24 protein-coding genes are annotated in these 21286 nt (G+C 48.1%); 2 read left to right on the top strand and 22 right to left on the bottom strand.

The annotated features are described in order from the left end of the window. Nucleotides 1-74: 74 nt before the first annotated feature. The 9 genes from AN963_RS24640 to AN963_RS24605 all read right to left on the bottom strand — a co-directional run bounded on the left by AN963_RS24640 (nucleotide 75) and on the right by AN963_RS24605 (nucleotide 8306). Nucleotides 75-386 carry a hypothetical protein gene (locus AN963_RS24640; RefSeq protein WP_055747863.1) on the bottom strand — a complete coding sequence of 104 codons (312 nt, stop codon included), beginning with the start codon at nucleotides 384-386 and terminating at the stop codon, nucleotides 75-77. Nucleotides 387-495: 109 nt separating this feature from the next. Continuing rightward, nucleotides 496-1062 carry a thioredoxin family protein gene (locus AN963_RS24635; RefSeq protein ID WP_055747173.1) on the bottom strand — a complete coding sequence of 189 codons (567 nt, stop codon included), beginning with the start codon at nucleotides 1060-1062 and terminating at the stop codon, nucleotides 496-498. 145 nt (nucleotides 1063-1207) lie between these two features. Then, entirely contained in the window at nucleotides 1208-1363 is a 156-nt protein-coding gene (locus tag AN963_RS30575) for a YycC family protein (protein ID WP_083497047.1), read from the bottom strand. Between the two features lie 163 nt (nucleotides 1364-1526). Continuing rightward, a complete protein-coding gene (locus AN963_RS24630; RefSeq protein WP_055747172.1) occupies nucleotides 1527-1724 on the bottom strand; it encodes a hypothetical protein in 198 nt (65 codons plus the stop codon). A gap of 267 nt (nucleotides 1725-1991) precedes the next feature. Next, nucleotides 1992-2519 carry a TlpA family protein disulfide reductase gene (locus AN963_RS24625; RefSeq protein WP_055747171.1) on the bottom strand — a complete coding sequence of 176 codons (528 nt, stop codon included), beginning with the start codon at nucleotides 2517-2519 and terminating at the stop codon, nucleotides 1992-1994. 23 nt (nucleotides 2520-2542) lie between these two features. Then, the gene (locus AN963_RS24620; protein ID WP_055747170.1) at nucleotides 2543-3253 is read right to left on the bottom strand and encodes a cytochrome c biogenesis CcdA family protein; all 711 of its coding nucleotides are present in this window, start codon (nucleotides 3251-3253) and stop codon (nucleotides 2543-2545) included. A 247-nt stretch (nucleotides 3254-3500) separates the two neighbouring features. Further along, a complete protein-coding gene (locus tag AN963_RS24615) occupies nucleotides 3501-4730 on the bottom strand; it encodes an efflux RND transporter periplasmic adaptor subunit (protein ID WP_055747169.1) in 1230 nt (409 codons plus the stop codon). A 28-nt stretch (nucleotides 4731-4758) separates the two neighbouring features. After that, a complete protein-coding gene (locus AN963_RS24610; RefSeq protein WP_055747168.1) occupies nucleotides 4759-7899 on the bottom strand; it encodes an efflux RND transporter permease subunit in 3141 nt (1046 codons plus the stop codon). A 20-nt stretch (nucleotides 7900-7919) separates the two neighbouring features. Next, nucleotides 7920-8306, bottom strand: coding sequence for a MarR family winged helix-turn-helix transcriptional regulator (locus AN963_RS24605; protein WP_055747167.1), 387 nt, complete (start codon nucleotides 8304-8306; stop codon nucleotides 7920-7922). A 216-nt stretch (nucleotides 8307-8522) separates the two neighbouring features. On the opposite strand from AN963_RS24605, the gene AN963_RS24600 reads away from it, so the two are divergent. Together AN963_RS24600 and AN963_RS24595 are read left to right on the top strand one after the other, a co-directional pair. Next, nucleotides 8523-9716, top strand: a complete 1194-nt coding sequence (locus AN963_RS24600; protein WP_083497099.1) for a sensor histidine kinase — start codon at nucleotides 8523-8525, stop codon at nucleotides 9714-9716. Beyond that, complete coding sequence (locus tag AN963_RS24595) at nucleotides 9713-10396, top strand: response regulator (RefSeq protein ID WP_055747166.1); 684 nt, start codon at nucleotides 9713-9715, stop codon at nucleotides 10394-10396. Before AN963_RS24600 ends, AN963_RS24595 begins: the two co-directional genes overlap by 4 nt. A 47-nt stretch (nucleotides 10397-10443) precedes the next feature. Here the strand turns inward: AN963_RS24595 and AN963_RS24590 are convergent, their stop codons facing one another. The 13 genes from AN963_RS24590 to AN963_RS24535 form a co-directional block, all read right to left on the bottom strand. After that, nucleotides 10444-11976 (bottom strand): two-component system sensor histidine kinase NtrB, encoded by a 1533-nt coding sequence (locus AN963_RS24590; protein ID WP_055747165.1) that lies wholly within the window; start codon nucleotides 11974-11976, stop codon nucleotides 10444-10446. A gap of 180 nt (nucleotides 11977-12156) precedes the next feature. Then, nucleotides 12157-12447, bottom strand: a complete 291-nt coding sequence (locus AN963_RS24585) for an antibiotic biosynthesis monooxygenase family protein (protein ID WP_055747164.1) — start codon at nucleotides 12445-12447, stop codon at nucleotides 12157-12159. An 82-nt stretch (nucleotides 12448-12529) separates the two neighbouring features. Further along, nucleotides 12530-13438, bottom strand: coding sequence for a hypothetical protein (locus AN963_RS24580; RefSeq protein WP_055747163.1), 909 nt, complete (start codon nucleotides 13436-13438; stop codon nucleotides 12530-12532). Between the two features lie 90 nt (nucleotides 13439-13528). Further along, the gene (gene thiE, locus AN963_RS24575; protein ID WP_055747162.1) at nucleotides 13529-14191 is read right to left on the bottom strand and encodes a thiamine phosphate synthase; all 663 of its coding nucleotides are present in this window, start codon (nucleotides 14189-14191) and stop codon (nucleotides 13529-13531) included. Next, nucleotides 14192-14818, bottom strand: coding sequence for a thiamine phosphate synthase (locus tag AN963_RS24570; RefSeq protein ID WP_055747161.1), 627 nt, complete (start codon nucleotides 14816-14818; stop codon nucleotides 14192-14194). Beyond that, nucleotides 14802-15164: a hypothetical protein gene (locus AN963_RS24565; RefSeq protein WP_055747160.1), complete on the bottom strand. Its 363-nt coding sequence runs from the start codon at nucleotides 15162-15164 to the stop codon at nucleotides 14802-14804. Before AN963_RS24565 ends, AN963_RS24570 begins: the two co-directional genes overlap by 17 nt. A 247-nt stretch (nucleotides 15165-15411) precedes the next feature. Continuing rightward, nucleotides 15412-15543 carry a hypothetical protein gene (locus tag AN963_RS32325; RefSeq protein WP_269084411.1) on the bottom strand — a complete coding sequence of 44 codons (132 nt, stop codon included), beginning with the start codon at nucleotides 15541-15543 and terminating at the stop codon, nucleotides 15412-15414. A gap of 75 nt (nucleotides 15544-15618) precedes the next feature. Beyond that, nucleotides 15619-16032: a DUF3054 domain-containing protein gene (locus tag AN963_RS24560; RefSeq protein WP_055747159.1), complete on the bottom strand. Its 414-nt coding sequence runs from the start codon at nucleotides 16030-16032 to the stop codon at nucleotides 15619-15621. A 96-nt stretch (nucleotides 16033-16128) separates the two neighbouring features. Further along, on the bottom strand, nucleotides 16129-16719 hold the full coding sequence (locus AN963_RS24555) for a GNAT family N-acetyltransferase (protein WP_055747158.1): 591 nt from the start codon (nucleotides 16717-16719) through the stop codon (nucleotides 16129-16131). A gap of 99 nt (nucleotides 16720-16818) precedes the next feature. Further along, on the bottom strand, nucleotides 16819-17925 hold the full coding sequence (locus AN963_RS24550) for a D-TA family PLP-dependent enzyme (protein ID WP_236708077.1): 1107 nt from the start codon (nucleotides 17923-17925) through the stop codon (nucleotides 16819-16821). 158 nt (nucleotides 17926-18083) lie between these two features. Beyond that, nucleotides 18084-19610: a tripartite tricarboxylate transporter permease gene (locus AN963_RS24545; protein WP_055747157.1), complete on the bottom strand. Its 1527-nt coding sequence runs from the start codon at nucleotides 19608-19610 to the stop codon at nucleotides 18084-18086. 13 nt (nucleotides 19611-19623) lie between these two features. Then, nucleotides 19624-20091, bottom strand: coding sequence for a tripartite tricarboxylate transporter TctB family protein (locus AN963_RS24540; RefSeq protein WP_055747156.1), 468 nt, complete (start codon nucleotides 20089-20091; stop codon nucleotides 19624-19626). Nucleotides 20092-20140: 49 nt separating this feature from the next. Beyond that, nucleotides 20141-21202, bottom strand: coding sequence for a tripartite tricarboxylate transporter substrate binding protein (locus AN963_RS24535; protein ID WP_055747155.1), 1062 nt, complete (start codon nucleotides 21200-21202; stop codon nucleotides 20141-20143). Nucleotides 21203-21286: the final 84 nt, after the last annotated feature.

Here is a 21286-nt window from a genome sequence, read left to right as displayed (position 1 = left end):
AAAGAAAATCTTTCATTCAGAAGCGACAAGATTTAATCTATCATGAACAGCCTAATGAGTCAACAGATTTCGGACTAGTCCTTCGCTATTTTCTTCAGGATTTCCTCTGCCCACTGATGGAAAACTGCCAATGCTTGTTCTACATCCGCAAAGCGCTGCTCTTCCTCACAGACATACTCAGGAAAATCAACGATCCGGTTTTTCCGAATACGCACCCCTTCTGTCTCGCACAAAATATCCAGGAAATAAGGGACTGACTCATCGATCCCATAGCTGTTCTCCAAAAATTCATAGGTGCGGACCCACTCCAGGATGCGGACCTCAGATGGTTTCAAACGCAGCACTTGCTCCAATGACATGATCGTTTCGTTTCCGTAGTAATGCATTTCGTTCAACCTTTCTATGACTCCATCTTGTTATACACTCGCTAATTCACACAACAACAGGCGGAGAGATCCCTCCGCCCGCCGTCAATCGTTGTGATCTGTTCCGCCATTAAATAGAAGAAAGCAGCTCTCTCAGCTCTTTTACGATTACCGCCTGGTAACCAGGTCCATCTCCGTATTGCTGAAGCATTTCCGCACGAGCCGCTTTAATGTTTTCATCATAGTCAGGAGCAGTGCGGTCTGGATTCTTTTGTTTGAATGCGATCATGACATCTTGCACATGCTTCGGACGCGGGCCCCACTTCGCCAGTACATGCCCACCTGTATCCGCAAAAATGACGACTGGGATGGAGCGACCGCCCATCGTGAGATTCTCATCCATGAATTCCAGATGGTCTTCCATGATCAAGATTTCGGTCGGGATCTCCGTGTCTTTTAGTGCTTCCAGAACCACGGGTACGTTGCGAACTACGTCACCGCACCAATCTGCAGCCAGTATCAAGCAACGCAGGTCATCCCGATTTGCGAGGGATGCAAAAAACGCACGATCTTCTTCACTCGGCCAAGAAAACGATTCCTTCCAGCCTTGGAACGCCTCTTGATTTTTGGTCATGCCATCCACAAACGCCTGTGGTTTAATCCCCGTCCGAAACTTATGGGACACATTGGTCGACATTCTGTTTCCTCCCTTGATCTCTATGTATGTTGCTTACCTTTTCCACATCATTTGTCATAAATCCTGTCTTCGACTTTAGTTTGGGACGTAACTTGCGGGAGTTGCCCAACTGATTCTAAGCAGGACACTCTTAGACTTTCTGGTCCTACTCTTTTGTTCCTTCGTCTTCTTCCTGTTTGGCCAGCTCCATCATTTTTTGAATTAAAATGTGTTGCGGCATATGCATGAGCTGCTCGAGTGGAACATTGAGTTTTTCAGCCAGCTTAATGGCTGTTTCGGGCGATATTTGCAACGGACGCACAAAATCACCCTCCTTTCGTCGGCAAAATGGAAGTCTCTTCAGTATAGTACATGCCAGACGATCTTGCCATAGAATGCGCCGATGCATGGAACCCATAAAAAATAATCCCTCTTTTGACTTGAAAGAGGGATTACGCAACTACCAATCCAGACCTGTCCGAACGTCAAGACTGACGTTTGGTTAAAATACATGGAACTCCATATCCGATCGCACCGGGCTGGGACATTTCTTCGAGATATGCCAACCCCCGGGCACACTGTTGCTTGCACGCCTGACAGGTGGCAGAAGTCACAATTTTCAAATTTACCTGATTGGGATGCTGCCGTGAATTTTTCTTCTTTACTTTCTTTGCCTTGGCCATCTGTTTTCCTCCCTTAGCCCTAGATCACTCCAGTCTATGAGGGAGAACAACCCTTTTCTTTAGGCAAGTGCACAAAACTAGACTTTTGACATGAAAATAGGCAACTCCCTCAACCGTTGCTGCTACTTCATCGCTCTATCGAGGAGAAAAACAGGGCTCTTAAAACAGGATCTGTCTGTCATTGCCCCACCTCCGTGATGGTTCTCCGGACAAGCGATACAAAAAAACGCTGTGCATTCACACAGCGTTCAGGTACCATTCTGACGATTATTCATTGATAAGCTTGCGCAATTCCAGTTCAAGTGTAGCGGCGTCGATCATTCCAATAATTTTCTTACGTACGACCCCTTCCTTATCCACCAAATAGGTCGTCGGAAAGGCTTGGATCAAATAGCGATTGGACACCGTACCTGCGACATCCATGGGGATCGGAAAGGATAGCTTGTAAGCTTGGACAAAAGCTGCCGCGGCTTCTGGGCTGTCGTTATTCGTCACGTTGACACCGTAAAAATCGACTTGACTCTTGTACTTCTCATGGAGCTTTTGCAGATCTGGCGCTTCCATACGGCATGGTCCACACCAGGAAGCCCAGAAGTTGAGAATGACGGGCTTGGTTCGCTTTCCTTCGACCTTATATACCTGGTTATCTAAGCCAGTCAAGGTGAAATGGGGAGCCAGATAACCTACCTCCGGCTTTTGTATCTCTGCTACGACTGCGGCCGATTCCTGCGGTTGCTGCCAAACGGCATAGCCGACACCTACAGTCACTAGCATCGCCAACACCAGTTTGTTCATGTCTTCACCTCTGTTTCACTCAATCAGAAGCCCGTAAAGCCACCGAACAGTTGAATCAGGACACGAGTAATATCCGTCAATTTATCTGTATACAAGAGCACCCCGAACAAAATCATGATGCCCCCGCCTACTTTCATAAATTGGTCGGAGTATTTGACGATCGCACTTACTTTGCTGATAAAGAACGTCATCACAAAAAATGGAATGGCAAACCCTAGGGTATAAGCAAGCGTGTACGTCAATGCTCTAGAAGGATCCGTCACACCCATGACAATAATCCCGGAAAGAATCGGTCCCACGCAAGGCGTCCACCCAGCCGCGTACGTCATTCCTACCAGTATGGACCCAGTATACCCTAATGGTCGTGATTTTAAATCCACTTTGAATGAGCGCATCATCCAATCCATTTTAAACACTTGAAGCATGACGAGTCCGATGACCACGAGCAAAATACCGCCAAGCTGGCGAATCAAATCCTTTTGGTTCACAAACAAGCTGCCGATCCAAGAGGTAGACAAACCGAGTGCGATGAAAATAATGGAAAAGCCGATGATGAAAAACAAGGTGTGCATGAGAGCCTGTTTTTGGAAGACGGTCCTCCCTTTTTTCACTTCATCGACGGTGATCCCAGTTATGTATGATAAAAATGACGGGTACAGCGGTAAGCAGCAAGGTGAAATAAACGAGAGAAAGCCTGCACCAAAAGCTAACAAGATGGAAAGATTTCCAGACATACATACCTCCGAGGTTGTTTCATCCACTATCTCCCTTATTGTAACGAATCTTTCCTGTTGTCAAAAGTGGCCGGAACACTTTGTCTTAAAACCGTGACATTTAAGTTTACGTAATAATTATTATGTACACTAAATGCAGCATCTGTACTTCCTCTCTGCATCAAATGTACGTGCTCTTTGTCGACAAAAAAAAGAGGCGGAAAACTCTCCGCCCCTTTTCGTTCGTCCTTCTTCCCCGGCTATTCGCTTACTTCTGAATGCTCACTTTACTGCCATCATGCAGAAGGGTTTGACCTTTCACAACGATCTGATCTCCTGCTGCCAAACCTGAGGTGATCTCGATCGTATCGCTGGAACCTGCGCCTGTTGCCACTTCTACCTGTTTGGCTACGTCGCCTTCCAGCTTGAATACATATTGTTTGCCTTCACGCTCGAACACAGCTTTGCGAGAAATTACCAAGCTGTCCTTTTGTTCGGAGGAAACATTCGGGAATGTTACATTAACGACCATGTCCGATTTCAGTGCGTTATCCGCATTCGGAATGGTTATTTCAATCGGATAAGCTTTGAGTGAAGAATCCATGACTGGACTCACAGCAGTCACTTTTGCGTCGATCGTGTTTCCTGTCGATTGCACGTTTACCTTAACAGCTGTACCGACCTTCACTTTGGTAATATCTGCTTCAGACAAATTCGCTTTCACCAGCAAAGGATTCGTATTCACGATCACAACTACCGGTTGTTGTCCTGCCATTTGTCCGACTGCTCCTGTCACACTGGACACGAAACCGCTGATGGGAGCTGTAACCGTAGCGTTTGCCAACGACTCACGCGCATTTTGCAGACTGACTGCGGATTGGTTGACCGATGCCTCAGATACTTGCGTTCCGGTCTTTTGTTGAGCGGCTTGCAGGCTTTGCTGAGCATTTGCAAAAGAGGTCTGTGCATTTGTCAATTGCGTATTGGCTTGCTCCATCTGTTGGGATGAAATCGCACCTTGGGTAAACAATTGATGCATCCGTTGCTGATTCAGCTTGGCATCTGCGAGTGCTTGTTCAGCCTGTTTCAAGCCATTTCTCGCTTGAACCAGACCTTGGTCGGAGCTGCTATTGGTTTGTTTCAGGTTCGCCTGAGCGACACGATAAGCGGCTTCAGCCTGCTGCACACTGTTGCTCAGGTCTTGTTCGTCAATTTTGAACAACAGCTGTCCTTTATTGACATGCTGCCCCAGTTTCACTGGAAGTGACGTGATCTTTCCGTTTACTTTCGGAGTGATCTGCACTTCCTCACTCGGTGCCAGTTTGGCAGTCAGCCCAGATTCGGAGTTGACTGTACCGGTGGCTACTTGCTCCACCTGAACGGGTGTAGCTGACTCCGTCTTTTCTGTTGGCGTTTCTGCCGCTTGCGGGCTGGAACAACCTGCCACCAAACTGATGGCGAGCAACGCTAGAATGACGGGTTTATTGACTTTAATCATATATGTCCCTCCTTATCCCACAAACGTACTACACTTCCAAAGCGGGAGCGTTTTTGGCGTTTTTCTTAGCTTCTTTCTTTGCTTTTCGTTTTGCTTTGCGATCACGACGCTTTTTGCCCATATCATCAAACCACGAAGTAACGACAGGCACCAGGACAAGCGTAATCAGTGTGGCGAAGCTCAAACCAAAGATAACGGTAACCGCCATTGGTGCTTGTGTTTCTGTACCCGATCCGCCGGAGAATGCCAGCGGTCCGATTGCCAGAATCGTTGTCAACGTAGTCATCAAGATAGGTCGCAGGCGGATTGGACCCGCATGTAAGATCGCATCGCGCAATTCCCAGCCCTGTGCACGCAATTGGTTGACGTAGTCGATCAGTACGATCGCGTTGTTCACGACCAGACCGATCAGCAGGATGTAACCGATCAATACGGATACGCTGATCGGCGTTCCTGTTACGAGCAAGCCAAGCAGTACGCCTGTGACTGTCGGTGGAACGGAGAACATGATGATGAACGGACTGTACAGAGATTCAAACTGTGCTGCCATTACCATGTAGAGCAACACGACGGATAATACAATCGCAAGCGCCAGACTACCAAACGATTCCGCCATGTCCTGACTTTGTCCACCGAATTCCAATTTGTATCCGTCAGGAAGGTTCAGTTTATCCACTTTTGCCTGAATGTCTTTCGAAACGGAATTCAGGTCACGTCCAGCCAAATCACTCGTAATTTTCACTTCACGAGTCATGTTGGAACGATTAATGGTCAATGGAACGTCTACTTTGCTAATCGATGCGACAGAAGAAAGAGCTACTTGCGCCCCGCCTTGTGCAGAAATGCGCAGATTGTTCAAGTAGTTGATATCTTCCTGATAATTTTTAGGCAACTGCAGCTTAATGTCAATTTCGTCATCACCTGTACGATATTTCGTAACCGTCTGACCTTGGAAAGAAGTCCGTACAGAAGAAAGGATTTGACCAGTAGTCAAGCCGTACAGACTTGCCTTTTCCGCGTCTACCTTCACTTCAAATTCCTGTCTGGATTCTTCCAAGCTGGTTGTTACGTTATTCGTACCTGGCACACTTTCTACTTCGCCTTTGATGATGCCACTGATGTCTTTGAGTACATCGAGGTCATCCCCGCGAACGGTCAGCTCGACAGGAGATCCCGTAGACATCCCTTGGGCAGCACTTACTTTAATTTCAGGACCAGCAATCGACTTCAGTTTTTCCGTTAAATCCATCACGACATCATCTGATGATCGTTGTCGCTCCGTTACATCCACCAGCATCAAAGTGATCGTCGCCTGATTCGATGACAAGGTACTTGCAAGTGGCGAGCCGTTGCTACCGATAGAAGTAGCAACGATGTCCTTTTCAGGCACCTGATTTACGATGTCTTCTACTTGTTTGGTTACTTTTTCAGTCTCAGCCAACACCGTGCCGTTTGGCATCTTGATGGAAACCGATACTTGGCCTTGGTCCATGCTTGGAATAAACTCTGCACCGATCAATGGCGTCAGTGCCAGGGAACCTACCATCATTACAACCGCAGAGATCATGACGGTTTTGCGGTGACCCAGCGACCAGCCCAGCAATTTCGCATAAGCCTTTTCCACTTTATGGAATCCAATATTGAACCAAATAACGGGGTTCCAACCTTTGTAATCTTTGCGATTCCCATGTTCCGGCACTTTTTTCAGAATGCGCGAGCTCAACATAGGAACGAGCAAAAGCGAAAACACCAGCGCAGCGATGTGGGAGAATACGACCGTCAGCGCCAATGGACCAAACAATTCTGACGCGATCCCTTCCGTCAAAGCAATTGGCAAGAAAACGCAAATTTGCGCCAGAGCGGATGCCATAACGGCCGTCCCAACTTCTTTGGAACCAATCAACGCTGCTTCCATCATGCCTTTTCCTTTTTCTCGTTGACGGAAGATGTTCTCCAGCATTACGACCGCGAAGTCAATCAGTGACCCCAGACCTAACGTCAAACCGGATAGGGAGATCAAGTTGATCGTCTGCCCCGTCATATACATGAGCAGGAAGGTTGCCACGATCGAAACAGGCAATACGATGATAGCGATGATCATCGACTGGAAGCTTCCCAGGAAGAAGAACAACAGGATAATCCCGACCAACCCACCCAACAGCGCATGCTCTGCTGTTGTATAGATGGAGTCCTTGATGTAGGTTGACGTATCAAGCGTTGTCGTTATCTGAATGTTATCAGGCAAATCCTTTTTGATCTTTTCCATCTCTTTTTTCACTTCATCGGCTACTTCAATGGTGTTCCCACCAGAACCCTTCGTGATGGAAATACCCAGACTTGGCTTTCCATTTACATAGCTTAATTGCGAGACTTCTTCCGTAGTATCCTTCACTTGGGCAATGTCACTCAAGCGAAGGGAACCGCCCAACCCTAATGAAATTGGAGTCAAAGCAATTTGCTCTACGTTGGCAAATTCACCTTGTACCCGGATGTTTAATTTTCCGTCCCCTTCACGAACAGCACCTGCTGAACCGGAAAGGTTGCTACTACTCAAGGATTGCTGGATCTGATCGAGTGTCAATCCGTAAGCTGCTAGCTTCGCAGGGTCTACGACGACATCGATGATGCGATCTTGACCACCACTGATGGAGGCAGATGCTACACCATCGATCCGCTCCAAGCGGGATTGGATCAAATCTTCAGCCATTGATTTCAACTTGTTTACATCCTGATCACCCGTTACAGCAAACTGGATGATCGGCTGGCTGTTTGGATCGATACGCAATACACGTGGTGCGTGTGCGGAGTCAGGCAGTGCTCCTCGAACCTGATCCACTTTTTCCCGCATATCCAGCGTTGCTTGATCCAGATCTGTTCCCCAGTTGAACATCAGGATGACCTGGGAAGCACCTTCTACGGAGACCGAGGAAATACTATCTAGGTCTGAAACCGTCCCCAGAGCATTTTCAATCGGCTTCGTAACCAGTTTCTCTACCTCGCTCGGTGAACCCCCATCGACGGACGTAACAACGACCGCTACTGGAAAGTTCAAGTCAGGCATCAAATCGATCGCCAGACGCGGGAGAGACACGAAGCCAAAAATAAGCATGGCCACCGTCAGCATGATCATCGTGACGGGGCGTTTAATCGAGAGTTCTGACAAATTCAATTTTACTCACCTCTTTTAGATCAGCTAGTCAGTTTCTTTTCTTGTGAAAATAAATCTTGTAACGCATGAAGAGATGAGATTGCGTGAGGATCATCCAACTCCACCCCATCCTGTTCGAATACGCGATCAGTCAGGGAGACCCACACGATGCGCCGATCACTTATATCTCGAAACCTCCTCACCAGATCCTCTTGTTCGAGCCTGTTAATCAGCCCAGAAGTGGTACTGTATGAAAGATCGACAGCCTTACTAATGTCTCCCATCGTCTTTGGACCCTTTTCAATTTGCTCTAGGATCAGAACCTGTTGCCATGTAACATCCCCGGTGTCCAGTTCCTTTTTCGAAATCGATGAAAACAAAGCACTCGCTTCTCGCAGGAGCTTTGCCAGCTGAATCAGTTCTTTCATGAAAGCCTCCCCTTGCATTCACTACGTAACTAAGTCCCATCCTAACAAAATCGGACATTTACCAACTTTATTCTACCTACAGTCCTAGGTAGTGAAGTCTACCAGTTGGTTGATTTCCAAGTGTACGGTATCTATCTGGAGATAGACGACAACGCATGCTAGAATGAAACTAAGCGATAATCCCGACAGAGAAAGAAGGATGTCTCTTTGTTGAGTATGAGTATAAAGGCAATCCAAAAACGTTTATTGATCATCTGGTTTTCTGTTCTCATCGTCCTGGCGTTATTACCGAATTCATTTATGCGGGAAACTCCCATACAGTTTTTCACTACTATGGTACTATTCTTTTGCTATATCGTCTTGTTCTGGGCGTCCAAAAGAAATTGGAAGCCTTTCCAGATTGAGCTAGTTTCGATTTTGCTTGGGTCGCTTTCCCTGCTCAAAAGTTTGCTCTTAGGGGGAGAAGGCTTTGGAATGATGCTTCCGATGGCTGTGTTCATCGGGTTTCACGTCGAGGGTAGACGCGCATTGGCCTACGCCACTTTTTTTGGTGTATGTACGACGCTGTCCATGTACTTCGAGAACATCTTGCCACTGGTTCACATCATCCCGTTCATCTTGACGTATATCGGTTGCTACATTGGTGCCCGTGGATACCGCATCCAAAATGAAGCCTATCAAATGAACCAAAAGCATCTGGAAGAGCTGCAAAAGGCCCACGCGGAGCTGCAGGAAGCTCACGACCAGCTGCAGGAAGCTGCTCTCCATACCATGCAGGTGGCCGTTTTAGAAGAGCGTACCAGAATCGCTCGTGATATTCACGACGCGCTCGGACATAGCTTGACTTCGCTTATCGTACAGCTGCAAGCAGTGCGGTACATGTTGCAGGATGGTCCACCCCTCGCACAAGAGGCCGTACGAAATATGCTCGGTGTAGCCAAGCAAAGCCTCGAAGAAATTCGATCATCCGTTCATACATTAGCGATGGATAAAACGTCATTGGGTCTCACTCCCCTTCGCTCTCTCCTGTCACAGGCAGAAAAACACACGGGTGTGAAAATGGAGCTCATCAGTGACGATCTCGATGTAACCTTGTCTCAAGAAGCGACGATTACGTTTTACCGAATTTTACAGGAAGCGGTTACAAATTCCTTGCGCCACTCAGACGCCAAAAAGATCGAAGTCGTATTGGAGCATCGGGGAAACAACGTCTTTTTTACCATTCGTGATGACGGAAGCATCACCAATCGTTCGACCATCAAGCCTGGTTTTGGATTAACCGGGATTCAGGAACGACTGCAGAAGCTGAATGGACGATTACGTTATTTTGTGAGGGAACCACATGGCTTTCAAATCGATGTGGAGATCCCACTGACACCATTCACACAGGAAGGGAGCACACGGCGATGACAGAAACGAAGCAGCAAGAGAAAATTCGTGTGGTTTTAGTAGATGACCAAACGATGATCCGTCAGGGACTAGGTTATGTCATCCAAATGCAACCGGACATGGAAGTGATCGGGGAGGCTTCAGACGGAGATGAAGCGGTAAAGCTCATCGGGGAACTGACTCCTGATGTCGTCTTGATGGATGTGCAAATGCCCAACAAGTCCGGGATTGATGCGACACGCGAGATCATGCTACTCAAACCCGCCTTGAAAGTGCTGATTTTGACCACCTTTGACAACCATAACTACGTCGTGGATGGTATTCGTGCAGGCGCAGTTGGCTACATGCTTAAAGACGCAGACTCTCAAGAGATGCTGGATCTGATTAGACGTGCCTACCAGGGAGAAGCTCTCTTTCATACTGTAACGGCTGCCAAGGCTTTGGCTGAAGTCCTCCAATCTCAGCGGGCTTTACCAGAAAATTCGCAAGCAGCTTCTATCCTGCTGGATGATTTAACAGACCGAGAGCTGGATGTCTTGCAGCAAATTGCCTATGGATTCCGCAACGATCAAATTGCCCAGAATCTATTCATTTCAGAAGGAACAGTAAAAACCCATGTCCATCGAATCCTTCAAAAAATGGGCGTTGAGGACCGTACTCAGGCTGTTGCCATGGCCCTCCGCCATCAATTAGTCAAATAAGAAGCACAAAAAAGACGGAATTCATTCCGTCTTTTCGTATGTTACCCTCACCATTGCCCTTGGGCATGAAAAGGGAGTCGAATCTCAAAGCGGGCTCCTCCCAGTCTCGGTGAGTTATCTGCAAAGATTTCTCCCCCATGATCATTGATGATTCTTTGTGTCGTAGACAGTCCCAATCCAGTACCTTCCTGTTTCGTCGTGAAAAATGGGACAAAGAGATTTTGCAAGGTATCTTCGGAGAGGCCCTCCCCATCGTCTTCAACGGTAATCACGACCTGATGAATCGAGGCAAACACCGTAATGCTCACCAGTGACCCTTGATTGACTAATGCCTCAAATGCATTTTTCAAGATATTTAGAACAGCCTGTTTGATTCTGGAACAATGTCCGACTATGTACCATTCTCCGTCTGCAATTTGCAGCTCCAGCTTGATTCCTCGCCTATTTGCCTCAGGCTCTAGCAAACGTATGACCCCATTGATTTCCTCCATCAAAGGGAAAAGCTCCGATACGATTTTGTCATCCCTGTACCGTGCCAGGACGAGAACGTCGTTTAGCAAGCCATCAATCCGCTCAATCTCGGTAAGGATGACAGAAAAGTAAGATTCACTTCGATTGGGCTCGCCTTGCTCTCTCAGTAACTGGATAAAGCCTTTGATCGATGTAAGCGGATTCCGAATTTCATGTGCCATTCCTGCAGCTAGTTGACCTACTGCTGCCAATGCTTCTCTTTTTGTCAGTTCTTCCTCATATCGCTTGCTGTCCGTTACATTACGTAGTACAGCAATGGCGCCCCACACCTCTCCCTCATGATAAATCGGGCTGGTGCTAACTGTCGTCCATTGCGAGTTGTATTCCGCGACATAATGTCCCGATTGCCCACGTTCGATGACCCATTGGACAAAGCGTTCGCTTTCATGCGGGCAGAACGTTTCATCGATGTTCGTTCCGAGGATCTTGTCCCGATCGACTTGAAACAATCTTGCTAACGCATAGTTTGCTTCGATAATTTTCATCTGTCGGTCAATCATCAACACTGCGATATCACTAGATTGAAGCACGAGCTGAACCAATTCTTGTTCTGCTACCGCTGAAAATAGAACTCCCTGTGCACCCTGTGACAACACGGCATCCTCTTTGTATTGCGCTGAATCTGGTGGTTGTCCGTTTTCCAGCAATCGAGCGACCACTTGATCGACAAGCTGGTACAACTGTAATTGGATCTGATAGAACGCCACTCGATCTTCATTGGTCACGACCAGCGATTCAGAGTCTCTGTTCAGATGCTCCAATACCTTGTCCCGGCAAACCCGCAATCGCTCCACTACAAATAGTAAGGACATCCCCTGTTTTGTGCATGTACTGGCAAAATCCCCTACGTGGTGTTCCAAATCGCGATAATCTTCTGTTTCCACCGTCTCTGCTAATCTCGAAACCAATTGTACAAGCCAAGACTTCGGGTGTGTACACTCCTCTCGTTTAGTAGCAAAATCGCGGTGTCCATTGGAAAGAAATGAAAGCATTTCGGCCGCCAATACAGGGGCCAGATGAGTAAGATAAGTGCGTATTCGATTTTTCAAATCGCTCTGGCTCCTTTACTTCTTACTATGCAGTGGAGATTTCTTCCATCTATGGAATGCTTCTATTATGGACGGAATGGGGCCAAGATGTAAAGCAAACGGAGGGAAACCATGGGGACAAAAATCTAACGGTGATAGTAAAAAGGCATTTGCCCCAAACAGGTGACAAATGCCCTACGATTACGAATGCGATTTTACGAGGTAGTTGCGCAAGTCTGATTTGACCGGACTATTAGGGTTGCTGCCCGAATGAGCACGTTTGAATGCTTCACTTTGCGTCCAGTTTTTGAAGTCTTCCTCCGTCGCCCATTTCGTGAAGACGATGTACTCATCCCCTTCAGTAGGTGCAAGGAAAAGGAACTCAAGAAATCCTGGAACTTCTTTCATTCGTTCGCCGCCACCGCCGAAAGCTCGCTCCAAATGTGACTGATAATCGGCTGGCACTTGTAGTCTGTTCATGGATACGTACATATTCGTCACGTCCTTTGCAAATTGGTCTACTCTGCCATTATACATTGGATTTCAGCCAAAGCCAAAATAACCGCAGACGAGTCTATTCGCGCCTGCGGTTCATTTGTTGCTCCAGCATGATATCCATGAGCAATGTATCCTGCAAGGGATCTTTGGGATCAATCGTCAAGAGAGCGGCTACTGCTGCCATCGCACTGCGAACGGATTGATACGAGTAAAAAGCATCTCGCTCTGCTTCACTAAACAAGGATAAGTCAGAGCGTTCCTGCACGGGGTAAGGAAAATCAATCTCTACACCCGCTCGATCCAAAACAATCAATGCCTGTTTAATTGCAAGCAAAGCGGCACTGACACTGATTCCGTACTCTTTGCGAAGGTCATCCCACACTTGAAAAGCAGACTTTTCTACACGCTCCTGATTCGGCCGCGTGATGATTCCTGATTTGCGTCCCTCTTTCAACAGCCAATCCACAAAAATGTCCGGACGAGGAGGAAATGCATAGACTTGTAGCTTCATTTCCAATTCCGTCGGATGATCTTTTGCAAATCGTGCATGTGACAACGACATCTCATAGCGCCGCGAGGGATGGCCAGGAACCGTCACAAAGACAGTATCTTGACGTACAGCAGCAACTTGCAGCTTTGTACGCGCCGGGATTCTCCCTTGGGGTGCCTTTTCCCTGCGGATATTTCCTGGAATCAGTTCCGTCCCGAACTGGTGATATTCGATTGGCGAATCAATCCACGGAATCGGCTCGCGCCCGAGAATTTCATACAAGCCATTAAAGGTTACCCATTCTCCAGTGCGACGCTGACTACGGATAAGCACAGAATGTCGTTCTTCTTCTGGCGGAACTTCGGTCTCTTGGTCATCTGGCAAGGGGTATAATCTTTTATGTTCGACCAATGCGCTATCATGCACAAGTAATCGCTCCAGCAGTTCCCTCTTGCTGACCCATTCGTATCCGATCCGGTAAATCCGATTTTTCATCGGCTCCACCTCCTTTTGGACGCCATAAGGCGCTTCTTAACAACCGAGTTTTTTATTAACCTACCATATGTATTTATCAACCTGTCCGTGCTAGACAGATCGTACAATTCCCTGTAGGGCAATTGCCGCTTCCTGTGGTGAGCTGGCTCGACTGATGGCACTAATGATCGCTACTCCGTCTGCTCCGGCACGAATCACCTCTGCTGCATTATCCGCCGTGATGCCCCCGATTCCGACAATCGGCAGGTCACTACCTACTGCGTCACGGATCGCTCTCAATCCAGCGGGACCGATTGGCTCGCCCGCATCTGCTTTGGAGGAAGTCGCATACATCGCTCCCACTCCTATGCAGTCTACACCACCTGCCTGAGCAGCTAACGCTTCATCCACTGTGCCAGCAGAAACGCCGATGTACATGTCTGGTCCAACAGCATTCCTAACATCCGACAGTTTCATATCATCTTGGCCAACATGTATTCCATCCGCTTGTAAGCGCACAGCCAGCTCGACATCATCATTCACAAAAAAGAGAGTTCCGTGCTCACGGCAAAGGGCTTGCAATTGACGACCCAGTTCATAGCGCTCGTCTGCAAGTAATTTGCTTCCTTTGTCGCGCAGCTGAAGGGTTCTTACTCCGCCCTGCAGTGCTTCCCGAACGATTTCCTCTGTGCGTTCGATCGAATAGCCACAATCTTGTGTACCGACGACAAAATACACTCCCATTTTTTCTCGCAATACCTTTATGTCTTTCATCTATACGTGCCCCTCCCAAGTATCCAATGCGTTTCGGTATGCCAATGCTGCCTGCTTTACGTCAATAGCGTCCGTAATTCCTGACAACACGGCAACGCCTGCACACCCTGCTGCCAAAACTTGACCAACATTCCCTGGAGTAATCCCCCCAATGCCGATGACAGGAATTGAGAGACCTGAGGTGATCTGAGCGAGCTCAGTTGTTCCTCTTGGCGCTGCACCCGGTTTGGAGCCGCTGGGAAATATATGCCCGTACAGGACATAGTTTACCCCTTCTCGGGCAGCTTGCTCTGCTTCCACGCCGGAATGCACAGAACGTCCAATCCATTGTTCACGAGATAATACTTTCCGTGCTTCTACCGGGTTCAGGCTATGGTAGGCTAAGTGAGCACCTCGACATGCTACTGCGGCTGCTACATCTACACGATCATTGATGATTAAGTGCTGCTTGGGCACTACCTCTGCTAATGCGTACACCCAGTCCATGCATTCTCTTGCCGTACGTTGTTTTTCCCGAATATGTAAATAATCCATGCCACCCGCGTAAGCAGCTTCCGCCATGCGGAGCACTTCTTCGAGTGACTGTCGACCGTTCGTAATGACATGAAGCTCAGGAGATTGGGGCATTCGCTTTTCCTCCGCCTCCGGATAAAGCGGTCAAGCATTCCTGAAGCCACTGCTTGGTCTTGTCGTCCTCTTCGACCGGGGCGTGAGCCAGCAAATCCACGACCAATCTTCTGAGCAGGAAAACCTGCTGCAACGTCAGCGGGAACGTGATGTTCTTTGGTTTGGTTTCTTGCTTCTCCAGCGTTTCCACACCTGCCAAGAGAATATCCGCAATCGACTCGACCAGTTCGGTTAGCTGCTCATTTTGTTTCAGCTCGTCGTAGCATCCGTCATAGAGACGGCATAATATCAAAAATGCCTGTGACGACAAGGTCACCGGCTGTACATCCTGCATCGGTTCCGTCACAATCTTCCCTCCACTCGCTATCGTACCCTAAAAGGCACAGATCTCGCTAAGTTGCCTTTCGGCGATTAAAAAAACAAAACCTATTATAACATAATGCTTCTGGAATCGTGCCCATTTGAGCGCCATCCACATTAGAAAACTTGGCTTTGCCAAGCCTTGGCGCCGGCGGAGCCTTAGTTGCGCTTACACTATCAACCTTAAAATTTTAATACTTTCCGATAGTAGAAAAAAGAAAAACCGCTGAAAATCAGCGGTTTTTACTTGTCCCTTCATTGCGATCATTGTGTTGAGATTGTCGCAAATTCGTGTTCTTGTCTTTCTCGTCCAGCGTTTTTCCACGGTTTTTACCCAGGTCCTGGCTGTTGTTGTTTTTGCCCAAGCGGTCCACCTCCCTTGATGTTGTCAAAGGATAGCGTAACCAAACTCCGTCTCTTTACTCCATTCTACTCCACACTCACGCCAGTTTGCGTTGATATCGTCTGCAGATCGCGTATCCGATGGCAAACAGGATTCTCCAGCCGAGTAGAAACGCCAGAGTGATCACATAGGCGACCCATGTGAAGGTCCAAGTCATGGGTATTCCGGTCCACCAGACTCGAACGACCAAACCGATCGGGGCAGCTAACGTCCAAGTAAGAAGGGTGAACAAAAGTAATGAGCCAAATGATGCATACGCTTTATAGCCATAGCTTCGAAATACAAGAATTGCCACAATCCAGCCAACCAAAAACGGGGCGAGTGTATCCAGTATCCCAAGTAACGATACAGGCATATGATGGGCCAGCTTTCCATAGTAAGCGAACAGCAGGAAGGCGATCAGATCTCCGACCAATAGCACGAAACCAGCCGGCAAGATTCGCAGTCTCATGAATACCCTCATTTCTCAAGAAGCATAAAATGTACAACAGACCTTTTGCTCTTCTATTGTACACCCTTCCGCTCGCCCCACAATCGTTCCACGTGTTTATTCACCAAACAGCAACAAATGCAGCTTTTCCTGCACAGCTGGCCATTCGCGATCTACAATGCTGAAATAAACGGAATCTCTGATATATCCGTCAGGCAAGATCACATGATTGCGCAAAACGCCTTCGTGGACGCCTCCAATCCGAGCAATCGCCCGTTGGGAATTGAGATTTCGCGAATCCGTCTTGAGCTGTACGCGAATGCAACCTAACTCCTCAAAGCAATGACGCATCAAGAGCCATTTGCATTCCGTATTGATTGCTGTCTTCCAGACCGACGGCGTCAACCAAGTGAAGCCAATCTCCAGACCCCGATCCTTTTGCGAAATATTTAGGAAACGCGTACTTCCGATGATTTTCCCATCTTGTTGATTAATAATCACGAAAGGAAGCTCTGTTCCTTCCGCTTCATTTTTCATAGCTGAATCGATAAAACTCCACGCGTCTTCCGGCTTGGCCATTTTTACGCTCATGTAGGTCCAAATTTCCTCGAAGTGGCCAGCTTCCCACAGTCCCTCACGATGTTCTGGGCGTAATGGTTCCAATCGGACAAGCTTTCCTTCTAGTGTGACAGGTGTGATTCGTAACATGATTGTGTCTCCCCTGACTGTTCTGCCAGGTAAGAACCGCAGAACAGCGCTCATAAATTTTTCCAATGATACTGGGCGGACGACAATCTGTCAAACCTTTTATTGTACATTACCTCTGGCGTCTACCTTCCATGTCTCAATGACCTGTCCATCGCGTACAACATATACTTGATCAAACAGGTTCATCACTGTACATGCATGATTCGGAATGATCTGGACGCGGTCGAGCAGACCGAGGGTCGTGTTTCCATCAATCGTAGCGATTCCGTGCTCCTCCGAGAGACGTTGAATCACGATTTCCGGGTGGTCGACTACGTGGCCATATCCTTTTACCGTTGCATTCCCATGCGCTCCTTGGTCCAAAGACAGCGATTTACTTCCTGTATCTAAGACAAGTCTTTCCCCTGGGCGATTGCTGACCACTGTGCCCATCAGGCGAAGCGCGCATTGTGAATACGTTGCGACGCCCAATCCTACCTGAATGGCATCGTAGAACACGGCATTTCCCGGACGAACCTCCGTGATCCCGGGCACCTTACCCGCGACTTCAAAGGTCGGTGTCGAGCCGACGCTTCTAACCTCGATAGGAATGCCGTGATTTTCGCAAAGCTGGGCACTCTCTACAATGCATTCGCCCTCGTATCGGCCAATTGCTACGACTTGCTCGTAGGACGAAGCCGCATAGGAATGTCCAGCGTGCGTGTACAGTCCTTTTAGCCTAAGACTTGGGCAATTTTCGCTCACATGCTGAGCCAGTTGCAAAGTTGGTTCTCCTGGATCGACACCACAACGTTTCAATCCCGAGTCCACTTTGATCCAGACCTCTATGTCTTGTCCGATGTGTTGAAAAAATTGTTGGACGTGCGTCGCTTGTTCCACAGAATCAATCGTGAGGATGATCGTCGCTTTGGAAAGTAGCGCTGCTACACGCTCCAGCTTCTTGTGGGTAGCGAGTGGATAGGCAATCAAGATGTTATTGATGCCACCATTTGCCATGACTTCTGCCTCAGATACTTTGGCAACCGTAATCCCGCATGCCCCATTGGCGATCTGTCTTTTCGCAATTTCAATCGATTTATGCGTCTTGATATGAGGACGCCAGGATATCCCATGTTCGTTTGCATAGCTGTCGACCCGTTTCATATTGGCTTCCATAACGTCTAAGTCCAGCAGTAACGATGGTGTGTCCAATTGGGTGATCTCCACTTTGCTTTCCCTCCAGATTAATCCTTTTTCTCGTTTGGAAAATGTGTCCTGTATGGTTAACTATACCTTGACCACCTATTATTTAAAAGGTTCTGCCAATTTAGGCAAAAAAAGCGTCCCTTTTTGTAGGTCACCTACGTAAGGGACGACTCTTCAGGTTATGCCTCTTCACTAATCACGACCTGTTTCCCACGCTTTTTCAGCAGAATCGGGATAATCAGCCAGAGTAGCGCGCATCCAAGAAAGACCGCAGATATCGGTTTGTTAATGAAGATCATAAAATCTCCATTGGATGTGGTTAGCGCACGACGCATGTTGTTTTCGATCATGGGACCGAGAACGAGTCCGAGGACGAGTGGAGCGAGCGGAAAGTCATTTTTAGAAAGGAAGTAGCCGGCAACCCCGCAGATTACCAGTAACACAAGATCGAATGTGCTAATTTGTACGGCATAGACACCAAATACAGAAATGGCAATGATCAACGGAATTAAATATTCCGAAGGGGTTTCAATGATTTTTGCAAAAACCTTGACGAGAGGCATATTCAGAATCAGCAGCATGACGTTCCCAATAAACATACTGGCAATGAGTCCCCAGGCGACTTGCGGGTGATCAGTAAACAGCAAAGGGCCTGGCTGTACATTGTACATCAGAAGGGCACCCATCAAGATAGCAGTCGTGCCCGATCCTGGTATACCCATCGTCAAAAGTGGCACCATAGCACCACCTGAAGCGGCATTGTTGGCGGACTCCGGCGAAGCAACACCCTCGATGGCCCCTTTTCCAAAACGGGACGGATCTTTACTCAGCTTCTTTTCGAGAATGTAGGCAAAAAACGAAGCAAGTGTAGCTCCAGCTCCCGGCAGAACCCCAATAAAAAACCCCAAGATCGAGCCGCGAGCAATCGGGGCGGCACTTTGCTTTAGATCAGCCACGGAAGGCAAGACCCGTCCAACCTTAATGATATCTGTATTGGATTTGTCTGTCTCCAGAATCGTTTTGAATACTTCTCCTAAGGCAAACAGGCCAACAGCAATGGTCAAAAACTCCAGGCCCTGATACAGATCTGGAATATCATAGGTAAAGCGAGCCACACCTGAAACGCTGTCAATCCCGATTGTCGCGAGTAGTAAGCCGAAGACTGTCATCATCAATGCTTTCGTCATCGACTTCCCACCTAAACCGCTCACTGCACACAACCCGAGGATCATGAGCGAAAAATACTCGGCCGGTCCAAATTTCAGTGCGAGGTCAGACAGCGGATCAGCCAGAAAAACGAGAGCAATCAGAGCCACGATCCCCGCTACAAATGAACCAATGGCAGAAATGGATAGCGCCGTCCCTGCTCGTCCTTGGCGCGCCATTTGGTACCCGTCCAATGTCGTGACGACCGATGAAGATTCCCCAGGCGTGTTCAACAAGATGGATGTCGTCGAACCGCCGTACATCGCCCCGTAGTAAACGCCCGCAAGCAAAATGATCGCACTTGCTGCCGCATCCTCAGGAGGAAGTCCGGACGTCAGCGATGCCGTCACAGGCATCAACAGAGCCACACCGCTCATCGGACCGATGCCGGGGAGGACCCCTACCGCCGTTCCAATCAAAACACCAACAAAGGCATAGATCAAATTATGCCATTGTAGAGCAAGAAGAAAGCCATCACCCAAATACTGTAGCGCACTCATTTACTATTCCTCCTCACACGCCGAGCCAGGCAGGAAACTCCGGCAGCGTTCCTTTTAGAAGATAGACATAAATGAAATATACGCCTGCAGAAAAAACCAGGGAAACCAGAGCAGCTTTCACGATGCTTGCGCTTCCCATGACCCGAAAGGCAAACGTCAGAAATAGAAATGATGCGATCACATACCCAAGAGTCTCTAATAGAAAAACGTACAGAAAGGTCGCTACCAATATCGGAAGAAAGCGCTTGTAGTTCAGTTTGTCAGCAGAAGCAGTCGCGTTTATTGTGCCTTTGTGCTTCAGCGTCTCCCAAAACAACCGCAGACTGAGTAAAATCAAAATGATACCGAGACCGAGTGGAAACATATTCGGCCCTACTTCGCTTCCGTAGGCACTGGTGGAAATCGAACGGCTCTCTACAATAAACATGGCTCCTATGAGTGCGAAAAGGATACTTCCGAAACGATCAAATGTCAGATTCATATAGTCCCTCCTACCCGTATGAAAAAGGAGAGGTAGCCCCCTCCTTTTCTTATTTCGCCATGCCGAGCGATGTCAGCAGTTCTTTTACCAGTTTGTCTTGCTCTTCTAGGAATGAGGTAAAGGTAGCTGCGTCCTTGTATTCACTTTCCCATCCGTTTGCTGCCAGCTCTTTCTTCCATACCTCGTTGTCGTTCAGTTCCTTCAGCTTTGCATCCCAATAAGCTTTCGCGTCTGCTGGCATATCAGCTGGCCCGAATACGCCACGCCAAATCGTGAAGGTCGCATCAACACCTTGTTCCTTTAGCGTAGGAACATCAGCCAACACGCCGGTTAATCTTTGCTCAGAGGTAACACCCAGTACGCGAACTTTTCCAGCCTTCAGGTATTCGCCTACCCCGGATGCATCGGTTGCAATCATATCAGCATTTCCACCCAGCAATGCAGCAATCGCTTCGCCACCGCCATCATAGGAAACATATTTGACGCTCTTCGGGTCAATTCCAAACTTCGCTGCAGGCAGAACACTCACCAAATGGTCCATGGACCCCGGAGCCGATCCCCCAGCAAGCGTTATTTTGCTTGGATCCGCTTTGATCGCTTCCAACAGACTCTTGATATCTTTGTAAGGAGAATCTGCCTTCACGACCAGAGCACCGAAGTCTTTCGTCATTTGTGCCAGTGGGGTTACTTCTCGATACCCATATGGCGTATTTCCTTCTTTTTTATCATTATTGATCAAAATTGGTGGCGAACTGACGAACAGACGGTACGGATTCCCTTTATCCTTGTTGACATACTCTGCCATGAATACGGTGCCGCCCCCTCCTGGCTTGTTTTCCACCGTAATGGTTTGAGTCACCAATTTGCTTTCATTCAGGACTTTTGCCAAGGAGCGAGCTGTCTTATCCCATCCTCCGCCTGCACCAGACGGCGCGACGATGGCGAGTGGTTTTTCCGGATAATTGGAAGCAGCAGGCGCCGCCTGTCCACTTGTTCCTCCAGAATTAGCCGGAGCACTTGTGTTCCCTGTACCTGCATTTCCTCCCCCACAAGCTGTTAGAGCGAGCGTGAAAAATACCGATAGGGCAATCCATACTTTTCTCTTTTGCATCTTGCATCCCCCTTTACCTACGTTTATGTAAGCGCATTCAAAGCTTGGAATAAACGTAACACGGGGATTGGTTGGTGGATAGTT

This window comes from Brevibacillus choshinensis (assembly GCF_001420695.1).
Lineage (GTDB): Bacteria > Bacillota > Bacilli > Brevibacillales > Brevibacillaceae > Brevibacillus > Brevibacillus choshinensis.
The sequence above is the reverse complement of the archived record's forward strand: the minus strand, read 5'-3'. Positions and strand labels throughout refer to the sequence as shown.

Coding starts and splice junctions, on each gene's coding strand:
- AN963_RS24545 (WP_055747157.1), bottom strand. CDS start 19,610: ATGAGTGCGCTACAGTATTTGGGTGATGGCTTTCTTCTTGCTCTACAA.
- AN963_RS24630 (WP_055747172.1), bottom strand. CDS start 1,724: ATGGCCAAGGCAAAGAAAGTAAAGAAGAAAAATTCACGGCAGCATCCC.
- AN963_RS24570 (WP_055747161.1), bottom strand. CDS start 14,818: ATGCCCCAATCTCCTGAGCTTCATGTCATTACGAACGGTCGACAGTCA.
- thiE (WP_055747162.1), bottom strand. CDS start 14,191: ATGAAAGACATAAAGGTATTGCGAGAAAAAATGGGAGTGTATTTTGTC.
- AN963_RS24560 (WP_055747159.1), bottom strand. CDS start 16,032: ATGAGACTGCGAATCTTGCCGGCTGGTTTCGTGCTATTGGTCGGAGAT.
- AN963_RS24620 (WP_055747170.1), bottom strand. CDS start 3,253: ATGTCTGGAAATCTTTCCATCTTGTTAGCTTTTGGTGCAGGCTTTCTC.
- AN963_RS24585 (WP_055747164.1), bottom strand. CDS start 12,447: ATGTACGTATCCATGAACAGACTACAAGTGCCAGCCGATTATCAGTCA.
- AN963_RS24580 (WP_055747163.1), bottom strand. CDS start 13,438: ATGAAAAATCGGATTTACCGGATCGGATACGAATGGGTCAGCAAGAGG.
- AN963_RS24635 (WP_055747173.1), bottom strand. CDS start 1,062: ATGTCGACCAATGTGTCCCATAAGTTTCGGACGGGGATTAAACCACAG.
- AN963_RS24600 (WP_083497099.1), top strand. CDS start 8,523: ATGAGTATAAAGGCAATCCAAAAACGTTTATTGATCATCTGGTTTTCT.
- AN963_RS24625 (WP_055747171.1), bottom strand. CDS start 2,519: ATGAACAAACTGGTGTTGGCGATGCTAGTGACTGTAGGTGTCGGCTAT.
- AN963_RS24535 (WP_055747155.1), bottom strand. CDS start 21,202: ATGCAAAAGAGAAAAGTATGGATTGCCCTATCGGTATTTTTCACGCTC.
- AN963_RS24605 (WP_055747167.1), bottom strand. CDS start 8,306: ATGAAAGAACTGATTCAGCTGGCAAAGCTCCTGCGAGAAGCGAGTGCT.
- AN963_RS24555 (WP_055747158.1), bottom strand. CDS start 16,719: ATGTTACGAATCACACCTGTCACACTAGAAGGAAAGCTTGTCCGATTG.
- AN963_RS24640 (WP_055747863.1), bottom strand. CDS start 386: ATGCATTACTACGGAAACGAAACGATCATGTCATTGGAGCAAGTGCTG.
- AN963_RS24615 (WP_055747169.1), bottom strand. CDS start 4,730: ATGATTAAAGTCAATAAACCCGTCATTCTAGCGTTGCTCGCCATCAGT.
- AN963_RS24595 (WP_055747166.1), top strand. CDS start 9,713: ATGACAGAAACGAAGCAGCAAGAGAAAATTCGTGTGGTTTTAGTAGAT.
- AN963_RS24540 (WP_055747156.1), bottom strand. CDS start 20,091: ATGAATCTGACATTTGATCGTTTCGGAAGTATCCTTTTCGCACTCATA.